Source organism: Bradyrhizobium sp. (assembly GCF_035273305.1).
Taxonomy (GTDB): Bacteria; Pseudomonadota; Alphaproteobacteria; order Rhizobiales; family Xanthobacteraceae; genus Bradyrhizobium.
The window spans coordinates 1-12,614 of the sequence record NZ_DATEPI010000180.1 but is presented as its reverse complement, the minus strand read 5'-3'; the positions used below and the strand labels follow the sequence as shown (position 1 = coordinate 12,614).

General features: G+C 62.0%; 14 protein-coding genes. 5 read left to right on the top strand and 9 right to left on the bottom strand.

Going from position 1 to position 12,614, the window contains the following annotated elements; genetic code table 11:
* Positions 1–509 precede the first annotated feature (509 nt).
* Positions 510–947: a type II 3-dehydroquinate dehydratase gene (gene aroQ, locus VJV58_RS12585; protein ID WP_324137676.1), complete on the top strand. Its 438-nt coding sequence runs from the start codon at positions 510–512 to the stop codon at positions 945–947.
* A gap of 103 nt (positions 948–1,050) precedes the next feature.
* Here aroQ and VJV58_RS12580 read toward each other — a convergent pair whose 3' ends face one another.
* The 5 genes from VJV58_RS12580 to cobS form a co-directional block, all read right to left on the bottom strand.
* Positions 1,051–2,163 (bottom strand): NADH:flavin oxidoreductase/NADH oxidase, encoded by a 1,113-nt coding sequence (locus tag VJV58_RS12580; protein WP_324137675.1) that lies wholly within the window; start codon positions 2,161–2,163, stop codon positions 1,051–1,053.
* A 138-nt stretch (positions 2,164–2,301) separates the two neighbouring features.
* The gene (locus VJV58_RS12575; RefSeq protein WP_324137677.1) at positions 2,302–3,372 is read right to left on the bottom strand and encodes an esterase-like activity of phytase family protein; all 1,071 of its coding nucleotides are present in this window, start codon (positions 3,370–3,372) and stop codon (positions 2,302–2,304) included.
* 4 nt (positions 3,373–3,376) lie between these two features.
* Positions 3,377–5,275 (bottom strand): cobaltochelatase subunit CobT, encoded by a 1,899-nt coding sequence (cobT, locus tag VJV58_RS12570; RefSeq protein ID WP_324137674.1) that lies wholly within the window; start codon positions 5,273–5,275, stop codon positions 3,377–3,379.
* 8 nt (positions 5,276–5,283) lie between these two features.
* Positions 5,284–5,694 (bottom strand): GNAT family N-acetyltransferase, encoded by a 411-nt coding sequence (locus tag VJV58_RS12565; protein WP_324137673.1) that lies wholly within the window; start codon positions 5,692–5,694, stop codon positions 5,284–5,286.
* A 3-nt stretch (positions 5,695–5,697) separates the two neighbouring features.
* Positions 5,698–6,696: a cobaltochelatase subunit CobS gene (gene cobS, locus VJV58_RS12560; RefSeq protein ID WP_324137672.1), complete on the bottom strand. Its 999-nt coding sequence runs from the start codon at positions 6,694–6,696 to the stop codon at positions 5,698–5,700.
* Positions 6,697–6,995: 299 nt separating this feature from the next.
* Between cobS and VJV58_RS12555 the strand changes: the two genes are divergently transcribed.
* Positions 6,996–7,646: a DedA family protein gene (locus VJV58_RS12555; protein WP_324137671.1), complete on the top strand. Its 651-nt coding sequence runs from the start codon at positions 6,996–6,998 to the stop codon at positions 7,644–7,646.
* Between the two features lie 40 nt (positions 7,647–7,686).
* On the opposite strand, the gene VJV58_RS12550 is transcribed toward VJV58_RS12555, so the two are convergent.
* On the bottom strand, positions 7,687–8,343 hold the full coding sequence (locus tag VJV58_RS12550) for a J domain-containing protein (protein WP_324137670.1): 657 nt from the start codon (positions 8,341–8,343) through the stop codon (positions 7,687–7,689).
* Between the two features lie 100 nt (positions 8,344–8,443).
* Between VJV58_RS12550 and VJV58_RS12545 the strand changes: the two genes are divergently transcribed.
* Complete coding sequence (locus VJV58_RS12545; RefSeq protein ID WP_324137669.1) at positions 8,444–8,716, top strand: BolA family protein; 273 nt, start codon at positions 8,444–8,446, stop codon at positions 8,714–8,716.
* A gap of 51 nt (positions 8,717–8,767) precedes the next feature.
* Here VJV58_RS12545 and VJV58_RS12540 read toward each other — a convergent pair whose 3' ends face one another.
* From VJV58_RS12540 to VJV58_RS12530, 3 genes are read right to left on the bottom strand one after another with little or no spacing between them, the layout of a single operon-like run.
* Entirely contained in the window at positions 8,768–10,075 is a 1,308-nt protein-coding gene (locus tag VJV58_RS12540; RefSeq protein WP_324137668.1) for an HlyC/CorC family transporter, read from the bottom strand.
* Positions 10,076–10,085: 10 nt separating this feature from the next.
* Complete coding sequence (gene aroB, locus VJV58_RS12535; RefSeq protein ID WP_324137667.1) at positions 10,086–11,234, bottom strand: 3-dehydroquinate synthase; 1,149 nt, start codon at positions 11,232–11,234, stop codon at positions 10,086–10,088.
* Positions 11,235–11,247: 13 nt separating this feature from the next.
* Entirely contained in the window at positions 11,248–11,871 is a 624-nt protein-coding gene (locus VJV58_RS12530) for a shikimate kinase (RefSeq protein ID WP_324137666.1), read from the bottom strand.
* 158 nt (positions 11,872–12,029) lie between these two features.
* Between VJV58_RS12530 and VJV58_RS12525 the strand changes: the two genes are divergently transcribed.
* Both VJV58_RS12525 and VJV58_RS12520 read left to right on the top strand, forming a co-directional pair.
* Complete coding sequence (locus tag VJV58_RS12525; RefSeq protein WP_324137665.1) at positions 12,030–12,176, top strand: histidine kinase; 147 nt, start codon at positions 12,030–12,032, stop codon at positions 12,174–12,176.
* Between the two features lie 16 nt (positions 12,177–12,192).
* The coding region (locus tag VJV58_RS12520; RefSeq protein WP_324137664.1) for a site-specific integrase at positions 12,193–12,614 on the top strand (422 nt) is incomplete at its 3' end.

Sequence of the window (12,614 nt, the reverse complement as noted above, 5' to 3'; positions counted from 1 at the left end):
GATCGATGTGCAGGGTGGGGCTGTTCGTGTGTCTGACGCAACCCCAGCCGGCGCTTCGCGCCACCCTCCCCACAAAAGTGGGAGGGATAAGAAGGAGCAGCCCTCGCCGCCGCTTGCGGCGCGAGGGAGAAGCAGATCGAGGCGAGAATGCGGAGGTGTGCCGTAAATATACGCGCCTGTCGTTGCGCACAGTGCCACGCCATCGCCGGTCTTCATCCCTCCTCCTTGTGGGGAGGGAAAGCAGATCGTGAGCGGAGCGAACGATGTGCAGGGTGAGGGGCTGTTCGTGTGTAGACGCAACCTCACCCGGCGCTTCGCGCCACCCCAGAGCGAGCTTGCTCGTCTCGACCCATGAAGAAGGGGAGGGATAAGAAAGAGCAACCCTCACCTAAGGCGGCAAGCCTCGCTCGCTTGGAAATATCAACCACCTGCTCGCTTGGCCCGTTGGGTTTGTCCGCGCTACGTTGGCCAGCCGCCTGCCCATTTGATCACGCCCCGGAGGAAACAGCATGAAGCGACTGATGATCCTGAACGGTCCCAACCTCAATCTGCTCGGGGTGCGCGAGCCGCATATCTATGGGACCACGACGCTGTCGCAGGTGCAGGAAGCCTGCGAACAGCACGCCGGCGAACTCGGGCTCGAGCTTACGTTTCATCAGTCCAACCATGAGGGCCAGTTGGTCGACTGGATTCAGGCGGCGCGGCAGAGCGCCGACGCCATCATCATCAATCCGGCAGGTTATTCGTTCAGCTCGGTTGCGATCCTCGATGCGATCAAGGCGTTCGAAGGGCCGGTGATCGAGGTGCACATTTCCAACATTCATGCGCGCGATGAATATCACCGGCATTCAAAGATCTCGTCGGCTGTAACCGGCGTGATCTGCGGGCTCGGGCCGTACGGCTACGTCGCCGCGATGCATGCACTGGCCCAGATGAGCAAGAAATGAGGCATCTGAGAAAATCATCGTGCGCGAAACGCCATCTCGAGGGATGACGAAGCGGGCGATGAAAATGCGCCGGTGTGTTCTGCTTCAACCGAGGCAGCGACCGTCAGCGCGCCCCGAAACTGGTGGCGCCGAACAGCGCCTTATGAGTCGACGGCTGCGAGCGCCAATATTGCGGCGGCGCCTCGACTTGGCCGCCGAGTTCGGCCGCGGCGTGCCACGCCCAGCGCGGATCGTAAAGCATGGCGCGGGCCAGCGCGATCATGTCGGCTTTGCCGGAGGCGACGATCTCTTCAGCCTGCTTCGGTTCGGTGATCAGGCCGACCGCCATTGTGGTAACGCCGGTGGCTTGCTTGATCGCCTGAGCCAGCGGCACCTGATAGCCGGGGCCGAGCGGAATTTTCTGCTGCGGCGACACGCCGCCGGAGGACACATCGATCCAGTCAACCCCGCGCCTTTTCAGCTCGCCCGCGAATTCAATGGTCTGCGGCAGGTCCCAGCCGCCCGCGACCCAGTCGGTCGCCGACACCTTGATGCCGACGGGCTTGTGTTCGGGGAAAACCGCGCGGATGGCATCGAACACCTCCAGCGGATAGCGCATGCGATCTTGCAACGAGCCGCCATACTGGTCGGTACGCTGGTTCGAGATCGGCGACAGGAATTGATGCAGGAGATAACCGTGCGCGCAATGCAGCTCGAGCGCGTCCAGCCCGAGCCGTTCGGCGCGTTTTGCTGTGGCGACAAAAGCGTCGCGCACCCGCGCCAGCCCGGCCGCATCGAGTGCCCGCGGCGGCACTTCGCCTTCCTTGTGCGGCACCGCGGACGGACCCTCCGCCTGCCAGCCTCCTTCGGACATCGGGATCAACTGGCCGCCATCCCACGGCACGTGGCTCGACCCCTTGCGGCCGGCATGGGCGAGCTGCATCGCGACCGCGATTTTCGAATGCTTGCGCACCGAGGCAATGATCGGGCGCAGCGCGGCCTCGGTGGCGTCGTTCCACAGACCGAGGCAGCCCGGCGTGATCCGGCCGATCGCTTCCACGGCCGTGGCCTCGATGCAGAACATCGCCGCGCCCGAGAGCGCCAGCGAATTGATGTGGGTGAAATGCCAGTCATTGGCCTCGCCATTGTCAGCCGAATACTGGCACATCGGCGCCACCATGAGGCGATTGCGAAGCGCAAGATCGCGCAGCTTGATCGGAGTGAAGAGCGTGCTCATGGCATGTTCCGGGACTTTGAAGAGGGCGGGTTATTCCGCAATGTAAATCGCCCGACCGAGATTACCAGCTCCGGTGCACGGCTCGCCGGCGCTTGGCAGACTTGCGTAGTGAGCTGGCGAAAGGCGAAAGCGACAGGCTCACTCCACCAACGCGAATTGCAGCAATAGCGTGCGCTGGATCATCGAGAAATTATCGTCCGAAACCATGGTCAGCATGGTCTCGCCATCGCCCGTGATGTGGGCGTCGATGCCTTCCATGTTGTCGATCTCCTCGCCGAGATCCGCCCCGAAGATCGCGGGACCATCGACAACCGCGCCGGGGGCGAGCGAGGCCAGCGGGATCTGCCGGATGCGGATGCCGACGCCTTCCAGCAGCGAAAATTTCCGCTCCAGCACCAATAGCTCGCCCGAGCGCAGCAGCACCGCGTCGCTGACGTCGAAATTGTTCGTTCGGCGAACGCTGAATTGCCCGGGATTGGGGCCACCGATCAGAAACGCGATCAGGTTTCCGTCCGCATCGAGGCCGCGCTCGGAAATGGCGATCAGCGTGCCCGCGAGCGGCAGCCCCTTCGGCACCATTACCAGTGCCTCCAGCCCTTTGTTGTACGGCAATCTCCTGGCGGCGGGCGGTAGCGGCACCACCTCGCCGCGCGCGCGGGTGAAGCCTTTGCTGAAATCGAAACGCAGGAGCTGGTTGACCCGCTCAAGCCCGATGTACACCAGCGAACCATCGAGCGCGATTGATTCCGAATCGAACCAGCCGCGCGCGGTGATCGGGCGGCCGTCGGGACCCAGCATCGGCGCGGCCTCGACATCGTCCAGTCCGATCATGTCACGGCCGCGATAGCGAATGCGCCCGGTGAACCACATTCCCTTGTCGCTGATGGCAATGAAGCGCTCGCCTTTTGGGTCGAGCCGCAACCCGGACAGCCCGCCGAAACCGCGAAAGGAGGAGGTCAGCACCAGCCCGCTGCGGTATTCAAGTTTGCCGAAGCGAACTCGCTGCGGGTCACTTGTATCGAACGAAGGCACCGGCCGCGCGTTGACTTCGATCGAAACCGGCCTGGCCGCGGAATATTCGTCCGCCGCAAGCGGTCTGCGCGACGGCTTCGTTGCGAACTGCGCACTTGCCAGATCGGGCAGCGCTGCGAACGAAAGCCCCGCCGCCGTGGATTTCAGGAAGTGGCGGCGACTGACGGTCTCGCCCATGCTTTCAGGAATGCAATCGGCGCCGCTGCCCGCTGGGGGGAGGCGGAACGCCATGGGTCTCGCTGAACAGCTCGGCGAGTTTTTCGGTGATGGCGCCGCCGAGTTCCTCGGCATCGACGATGGTGACCGCGCGACGATAGTAACGGGTGACATCGTGACCGATGCCGATCGCAATCAGCTCGACCGGCGAGCGGGTCTCGATTTCCTCGATGATGTGGCGCAGGTGGCGCTCCAGGTAGTTACCGGCATTGACCGACAGCGTGGAGTCGTCGACCGGCGCACCGTCGGAAATCATCATCAGGATCTTGCGCTGCTCGGAGCGGCCCAACAGCCGCTTGTGCGCCCAATCCAGCGCCTCGCCATCGATGTTTTCCTTGAGCAGGCCCTCGCGCATCATCAGCCCGAGATTCTTGCGCGCCCGACGCCACGGCGCGTCGGCGGATTTATAAATGATATGCCGCAGGTCATTCAGCCGGCCTGGATTGGCGGGCTTGCCCGCGGCAAGCCACGCCTCGCGCGACTGCCCGCCCTTCCACGCCCGCGTGGTAAAGCCGAGAATCTCGACCTTGACGCCGCAACGCTCCAGCGTCCGCGCCAGAATATCCGCGCAGGTCGCCGCAACCGTGATCGGGCGACCGCGCATCGAACCGGAATTGTCGAGCAACAGCGTCACGACCGTGTCGCGGAAAGTCGCTTCCTTTTCGTGCATGAACGAAAGCGGGTGATAGGGATCGGTCACCACGCGCGACAGGCGGGCGGGATCGAGGATGCCCTCCTCGAGATCAAACTCCCAGGCGCGGTTTTGCTGCGCCATCAACCGTCGCTGCAGCCGATTGGCAAGCCGCGCCACGATGCCCTGCAGATGCGCGAGCTGCTTGTCCAGGTAGCTCCGCAACCGTTCCAGCTCGTCATGATCACAGAGGTCTTCAGCGGCGATCACCTCGTCGAATTTCGGCGCGAAGGCGTGATATTCCGGCCCGCGAGGCTCGTTGGCACCGCGCGCGTTCGGTCGCGTCGCTTCTCCCGGCGTCTCGTCATCGCCGAGTTCGCCGTCATCGAAAGTGTCACTTGTCGAGGCTTGCGCGCTTTCCATCGCGCTCTCCGACATCTCGTCGGTCGAGGCTTGCGCCTGATCGGCGCTCATCTCCTGCGCAGCGTCGCTGTCGGGCGATCCTTCGGCACCGGACTGGTCGTTCTCGCCATCGGGATTGTTATCCTGGTTCTCGTCCTCGTCAGACTCCGCATTGCGGTCATCGCCAAGTTCGAGCGCGGACAGAAGGTCGTGGACCGCGTCTCCGAATTTCGCCTGATTGTCGGCGAGCCGATCGAGCCGGTCGAGCCGCGCGCCAATCTTGTCTTCCAAAACCGGCCGCCACAGATCGACCATCTTGCGGGCGGCCGCAGGCGGCGCCAGTCCTGTCAGGCGCTCGCGCACGAGCATCGCCAGCGCATCGGACAGCGGTGCGTCGGCGCGATCCGTGATTTCGTCGAACTTGCCGCGATGAAAATGATCGTCGAGCATCGCGGTGAGATTTTTGGCAACGCCCGCCATCCGCCGCGAGCCGAGCGCCTCGACCCGCGCCTGCTCGACGGCTTCGAATACGCCGCGCGCCTGCGGATTTCCCGGCATCAGCTTGCGGTGCACTTTCGGATCATGACAAGCAAGTTTCAGCGCGATCGAATCGGCATGACCGCGCACGATCGCGGCATCGCGCCGCGTCATCTTGCGAGCGGGCTCCGGCAACCGCGCCTTGCCCGGCGACAATCCCGGCCGCTCGGCCGCGAACGTCACTTCAAGCTCCGGCTTTCGCGCGATCGCACGCAGGCAGGCCGTCACCGCGCGCTTGAACGGCTCGGTGGGGGCTTCCTTTGAACCCGTCCGAAACTTTGAGTTGGTGGTCATCCCAGTCCTTACAGCGCTTTGGTAAACCAGTGCCGCGTCACGCCATTAGGGTAGCCATCGAGTTCGCCGAACGCTTTATACCCGCACGCACTGTAAAACGCCGGCGCCTGGACGCTCATGGTATCGACATAGGATCGGACGGCGCCAAATTGTCGTGCCTCCTGCTCGATCTTCTCGATCAGCGCGCGCCCGTGGCCCTTGCCGCGAAAAGCCGCATCCATCCAGAACAGCTGGATGAACAGCACGGTCATCCAGACCTCGCCGACAATCCCGCCGACGATTTCGTCATCATCTCGCAGCGAGACGGCGAATCGCCGATATTTCTGCCGGCCCATCTTCTCGGTGTTGTAGCCGATCAGTCCCCCAAGGACCGCGCGTTTGGTCTTGCCAATCGTGCGCTCGACGGAGATCGCCGCCATCGCTCAGCTCATCGCGACGTTCACGGAGGACTCGGCGAGCTCCGCGTTAAAGCAACGCTGATAGAACTCAGCCACCAACGGCCGTTCAAGCTCATCGCACTTGTTGAGGAAGGTGACGCGGAACGCAAAGCCGAGGTCGCCGAAGATCTCGGCGTTTTCGGCCCAGGTAATCACGGTGCGCGGGCTCATCACGGTCGACAGATCGCCATTTGCGAACGCGTTGCGGGTAAGATCGGCGAGGCGAACCATCTTGTTGACGGTGTCGCGTCCCTCCGTGGTGCGGTAATGGTGCGCCTTGGCCAGCACGATCTCGACTTCCTCGTCATGGGCCAGATAGTTCAGCGTAGTGACAATCGACCAGCGGTCCATCTGGCCCTGGTTGATCTGCTGGGTGCCGTGATAGAGGCCGGAGGTATCGCCGAGCCCGACCGTGTTCGCGGTCGAAAACAGCCGGAACGCCGGATGCGGCTTGATCACCTTGTTCTGGTCCAGCAGCGTCAGTCGGCCGGAAACTTCCAGCACACGCTGAATGACGAACATCACGTCGGGGCGGCCAGCGTCGTACTCGTCGAACACGAGTGCGATGTTGTGCTGCAGGGCCCATGGCAGAATGCCATCACGAAATTCGGTGACCTGCTTGCCGTCCTTGACGACGATGGAATCCTTGCCGACCAGATCGATGCGGCTGATGTGGCTATCGAGATTGACCCGCACGCAGGGCCAGTTGAGCCGCGCCGCAACCTGCTCGATGTGCGTGGACTTGCCGGTGCCGTGATAGCCCGTCACCATGACGCGACGGTTCTTGGCGAAGCCGGCGAGAATGGCGAGCGTGGTGGCGCGATCGAAGCGATAATCCGAATCGATATCCGGAACGTGAGGATCGACTTCGGAATACGCAGGCACCTCGAGATCGCTGTCGATGCCGAATACCTGCCGGACCGACACCTTCATATCGGGCAATCCGGCCGGTTCCTGCACTTTTGTCATGGCGGCGGTCGTCATCAATCCTCCGAGATCCCGGGCGCTCCCGGAACCAATTTTGCGGTGTGGCTGCGGATGGGTGCTAATCGCAACGTATCAGAGAGCAACCGCTGGCAGAAGCCCGCGGCTCGATCAAAGTTCCATTGCGTTATCATCGAGATAGGTACCGGCCACGGTTTTCGGAAGCCTGCTCTGCGAATCAAGCCATCCTTTCGTCCGTCTCGTTCGCCAGCCGAGGATGGTCGATGGCACTTTTCGACCCGGATAGTCAGTTATGTTAGTTCTGCACTCCGCTCCGACAATGCAAGAACAGGATTTTTGTGGCTTCCTTCCTCGATCCATTGATTGCATTCGTCTCGACCAATGCATGGCTGGCCTATCTGACGCTGTTTCTTGCTGCCCTGCTCGAGGCCGTTCCGGTGGTGGGATCGGTCATTCCCGGTTCCACGATCATTCTTGCATTGAGCGCGCTGGTGCCTGGCGGGGAGCTGCGGCTCGAATGGGTGCTAGCGGCGGCCATTGCAGGCGCGTTGCTCGGCGATGGATCGGCGTTCTGGATCGGGCATCGCAGCCAGCGCGAGATCCTCAGTACCTGGCCGATGACCCATTATCCTCGGGTGGTCGCGCAGAGCGAGGCTTTCTTTCATCGCTGGGGTGCGCTGGCCGTGTTCTTTGCCCGCTTCGTGCCGCCGATCAGGGCATTCGTGCCGATCACGGCAGGCGCGCTGGGCATGAGGCCTGCGCGCTTCTACATCGTCAACGTTCCGGCGATCCTGCTATGGGCGCCGGCGCATGTTTTGCCCGGGGTGCTCGCGGTATCCGCCTTCCGACAATATGCCGAGATGTCGCACCACGGCGGCTTCGCCAAGCATTACTGGATAGTGTCGGTGCTCGGCGGCGCGGTGATCGTCGCGCTCGCCACCTGGACCATTCGCCGTCGCCACGGCGGCCGCGTCCTGGAGCCGAAATGATTTGCGATAGATGCGCCGCGCCCGACAAGCAACGTGGCGATCAGCCGGCGCGCACCACCGTCTTGAGATAGTTATAGGCTTTGATGATCTCGATTAAACGATCTTCCGTGGAGCGGTCACCGCCATTGGCGTCGGGATGGTGCTGCTTCACCAGCGCCTTATATTTCGCCTTGACGGTTTCGAGCGTGGCGTCGGTGCCGAGCCCCATCACCTGCAGCGCCTTGCGCTCTGCGTTGAACACTTTTCGGGTTTCGGATTTCGGTTCAGCGCCGGCTCCCGGCCCCGGTCGCCAGCGGCCGCGGCCGTTAAGCTCGCTGAACATGTTGAACGGATCAGCCGCTCCTTCCAGTTCCGCCTCGGGATTGCCCTTCCCTTTTTTCGAACTGGTGTTGGCGCCCATTTTCCAGGTCGGACGATGACCGGTCAGCGCATCCTTTTGATAACGCGCCACAGCGTCGGCGTTCATGCCCTGGAAAAAATTGTACGACTGGTTGTATTCGCGAACATGGTTGAGACAGAAGTGCCAATATTCCTTGTCGTTGGCGCGGCCCTTTGGCGCGCGATGGGGCGCCTTGTTTTTGCACTCCGGCCATTCGCACATGACGGCGGCTTCCCGCGCCTGAGCCTGCTGCTTCGCACTCAGCTTGTTGGGCTTGATGCGAATGGAGTCGAAGAATTTGGATGAATCAATCGGCATGGCTGACTATGACAACGCAATGCGAAAAGCTTCAAGTCTTGACATTGCGAATACTTCTCCCTCGATGTGACATTGACGAAAAACAAGCATCGGCGCCGCCATGAGTACCAAGGAAACTATCACAAACAAGTTGCGCGAAGCTTTCACTCCGGAGAGCCTCGACGTCACGGACGAATCACATCTGCATGAGGGCCATGCCGGGCACAGGCCGGGCGGCGAGACGCACTTCAGCGTTTATATTGTGTCGCCGGCCTTCAAAGGGAAGAGCCGCGTGGAGCGTCATCGTATGATTAATGCGGCGCTGGCGGGGGAACTCGCGGGATCCGTTCACGCGCTGGCGATCAAGGCCCACGCCCCCGGCGAACCCGGGTAAGCGCTCCTCTCCCCGGCAAGCGAGCGGTGCCACTGTTTGTTCGAATTTGCCTTAGAAGGAGGTCCCCGCCCGCCTCGGCTTCTTCTCCTCGATCTCGGATTCGCGGGGCACGGCCACGATCCGCAGCGCGGTAATGCGGTTGCGCTCGCGGCGCAGGACCCGAAAACGGAAACCGTGAAAGGTGAAGCTCTGGCCGCGTTCGGGGATCGATCGGGCCTCATGAATAACAAGGCCAGCGATCGTGGTCGCCTCTTCGTCAGGGAGATTCCAATCCATCGCACGGTTGAGATCGCGGATCGGCACCGAACCATCCACCACCACCGAACCGTCCGGCTGTGCGCGTACGCCCGCCACCACGACATCGTGTTCGTCGGAAATGTCGCCGACGATCTCCTCAAGGATATCCTCCAGCGTCACCATGCCTTCGACTTCGCCGTATTCATCAACCACCAGTGCGAAGTGCGTCTTGCGCCGGCGGAACGCCTTTAATTGTTCCGACACTGAACGCATCTCCGGCACGAACCATGGCGGCAATGCGATGGTCGAGACATCGATCTTCGATGAATCGCCCTCCGAGGCCCGAATTGCGCGCAACAGATCCTTGGCGTGGAGAACGCCGATGATGTTTTCCGGCTTCTCGCGCCACAACGGAATTCTTGTGTATTCGGTAGCCAGCACCTCGCGCACCAATTCCTCAGGCGGCAGGTCGGCGTTGATCATCACCATCTCGGTGCGATGAACCATCACATCCGAAACCTGAAGCTCACGGAGATCCAACAATCCGCCGAACATATCGCGGTCCTGCTTTTCGACCTTGCCCTCGTGATGCAGCAAGTCGACCGCGCCGCGAAGACGCTCGGTTGGGGACAGAATAGGCTGATTGGCGCCGATCTTGATGCCCAGAACGGCCATCAGCGCACGGACAAACACTTCGATTATCGTGAGCAGCGGCCCCAGCAAGTAAACCATCACCTTCATCGGGCGGGCCACCAGCAGCGATACCCGGTCCGGCGCATTGATGGCGATGGTCTTCGGCAGCACCTCGGCAAAAATCACCACAAGCACCGTCATCACGCCGGTCGCATAGAGCACGCCCACCTCGCCGAACCATGCGGTGAAGATGCCGGTCGCGAGAGCTGATGCGCCGATGTTGGAGATGTTGTTGCCGAGCAGCAGCGCGCCGATCATGCGCTCTCGCATCCCGAACAGGCTCGAGACCACGAGTGCGTCGCGATTACCCTGCTTCGAAAGCCGCAGCATGCTGCCGCGCGATGCTCCGGTCAGCGCGGTCTCGCTCGCCGAAAAGAAGGCGGAGATAAAGAGACAGAGGATGACGATCGAGAATGCAAGCCAGTCCATGGCGTGAAGATCACTTTGTTCTTCGCAGCTTTGCTTTCAGAAAATCGCGAACCAGCGACGGTTCGACGTCGGGAGCGATCACGGCGCGGCCTATAGCGCTTAGAAGGATAAAAGTGAGCCGGCCGCGCCTCACCTTCTTGTCCTGCGCCATCAGCGTCATCAGCGCGTCGGCGTCCGCCAGTCCTTCCTGCGCGAATCCCGCGATATCCTGCAGATGGGTCGGCAGCCCCACTTCGGCAAGGTGAGTTTTGACGCGTATCGCCTCGGATTGCCCGATCATCCCGAGTTCGGCGGAAAATTCGGCGGCCAGCACCATGCCGATAGCAACGCCTTCGCCGTGAAACAGCCGGTCGGAGAAGCCCGTCGCGGCCTCCAGCGCATGCCCGAAAGTGTGGCCGAGATTCAGCAATGCGCGCTCGCCGGTTTCACGTTCGTCGCGCGCCACAATCGCCGCCTTGGCGCGACAGGAAGTGGCAACGGCATGTTCGCGCGCAGGCCCGCCGGCAAAAATGTCCGCATAGTTGGATTCAAGCCAGGTGAAGAACGCTTCATCCCCGAGCAAGCCGTATTTTGCGACTTCAGCATAGCCGGCGCGGAACTGGCGCGGCGACAACGTATCCAGCACCGCGGTATCGGCGATCACCAGCACCGGCTGGTGAAACGCGCCCAGCAGATTTTTTCCTTGCGGAGAATTGATTCCGGTCTTGCCGCCGACAGACGAGTCGACCTGCGCCAGTAGCGAAGTCGGCACTTGCACGAAATCGACGCCGCGACGCAGGATTGCCGCGGCAAACCCGGCGAGATCGCCGACGACCCCCCCGCCAAGCGCGACCACCAGATCGTTGCGCTCGATTTTTGCCGATATCAATTGCTCGCTGACCCGCTCGAGGCCGGCGTAGGTTTTCGAGCCCTCGCCCTCCTCGACAATGATGTGCGACGCCTCCACACCGGCCTGCGACAGCGACACACACGCTTTTTCCAGCCAGTATTTTGCGACATTGTGATCGGTGACAATGGCGGCGCGAGCGCCGGGCCGCAAAGCGGCGATCCGCGCGCCGAGCGACGGCAACACGTCGCGGCCGATCACGATGTCATAGGCCCGATCGCCGAGCGCGACGTCCACGGTGACCAGATCGGAGTGTTTTAACGGCGCGGTCATCAGGGATGGCTCGTCATCGGGTGTGGCTCAAGGTGTTGGATGCGAGTTTCCCAGCGCCGCCGCAGACCCAGCCGTGTAGAGCATCGATACATTCATCAACAATTTTTTCATGCGGCACGTCGCGCGATAGTATTGTGATATCCGCGCTCTTATAGACCGGTTCGCGTTCGCTGATCAGCCGCCCCACCGTAGCAGCAGGATCGGCGGTCTGCAGCAATGGCCGATCGGCACGGCGCTTCACTCGCTTCATGATGATATCGAGATCGGCCTTCAACCAGATCGACACCGCCTTGCTACCGATGCGGTTGCGGGTATCTTCCCGCATGAAGGCGCCTCCGCCGGTGGCCAGGACGGCAGGACCGCTGTCGAGCAGGCGCGCGATCACCCGCGCCTCGCCATTCCGGAAATGGGGTTCGCCGTGGGTCTCGAATATGTCCGGAATCGACATGCTGGCCGCTGCCTCGATTTCGGTATCAGCGTCGAGAAACGGAAGCCGAAGCCGCGCCGATAGCCGCCGTCCGATCGTGGACTTGCCTGCCCCCATCATTCCAATCAGCACGACCGAGCGCGTCCCCAACGCCGCCGTGATTTCGGCTTCGGGAGATGCGGGGCTCGCCGGCGAGACGGTCTCAGGCATCGACTCTGCTCAATTAACCGCTTGCGCGGCATCCGTTCACCTATACTACCCTCACCGACGCCCTTGCCAGAGACTCTTGCAAGGGCGGGTCGAACATGTTGGTACTCACGCGACAATTCCCGACGATCTCAATAGTTAACGCCGCCTGAGGCGCGCTCATGCCCAGCCTGTTCCGGTTTCTCATGGTGCTCGCGGTGATCGCCGGAATCGTTTATGGCGTGATTTTCGCGCTGGCGAATTTCGTCAATCCGAAGCCGCGAGAAATGTCCGTCACGATTCCGGCAGACAGGTTCCTCAAGAGATAAGCGCTAGGGTTGGCTCATGCGCCCAACGGTCTCAGACGCCAAACTCTTGAACCTGTTCCTGGACATGCTCGCCGCCGAACAGGGCGCCGGCGACAATACGCTCGACGCCTACCGCCGCGACCTGAGCGATTTTTCGGAGTTCTTGGCGCGCAAAGGCCAGAGCTTTGCCAGCACCGAAACGCAAGGACTGCGCGATTATCTCGGCGATCTGGATGCGCGGGGCTTCAAGTCGTCGAGCGTCGCGCGCCGGCTGTCGGCGATGCGGCACTTGTTTCGTTTCCTCCTGAACGAGCGAATTCGCAGTGATGATCCGGCCGCGGTTCTTTCCGGACCGAAGCGCGGGCGCGGCTTGCCAAAAGTATTGTCGATCGCGGAAGTCGATCGCCTGCTAGGACGAGCCAAGGCGCTCAGCGAAGCGCCGGAGGCGACTGCCTCGCA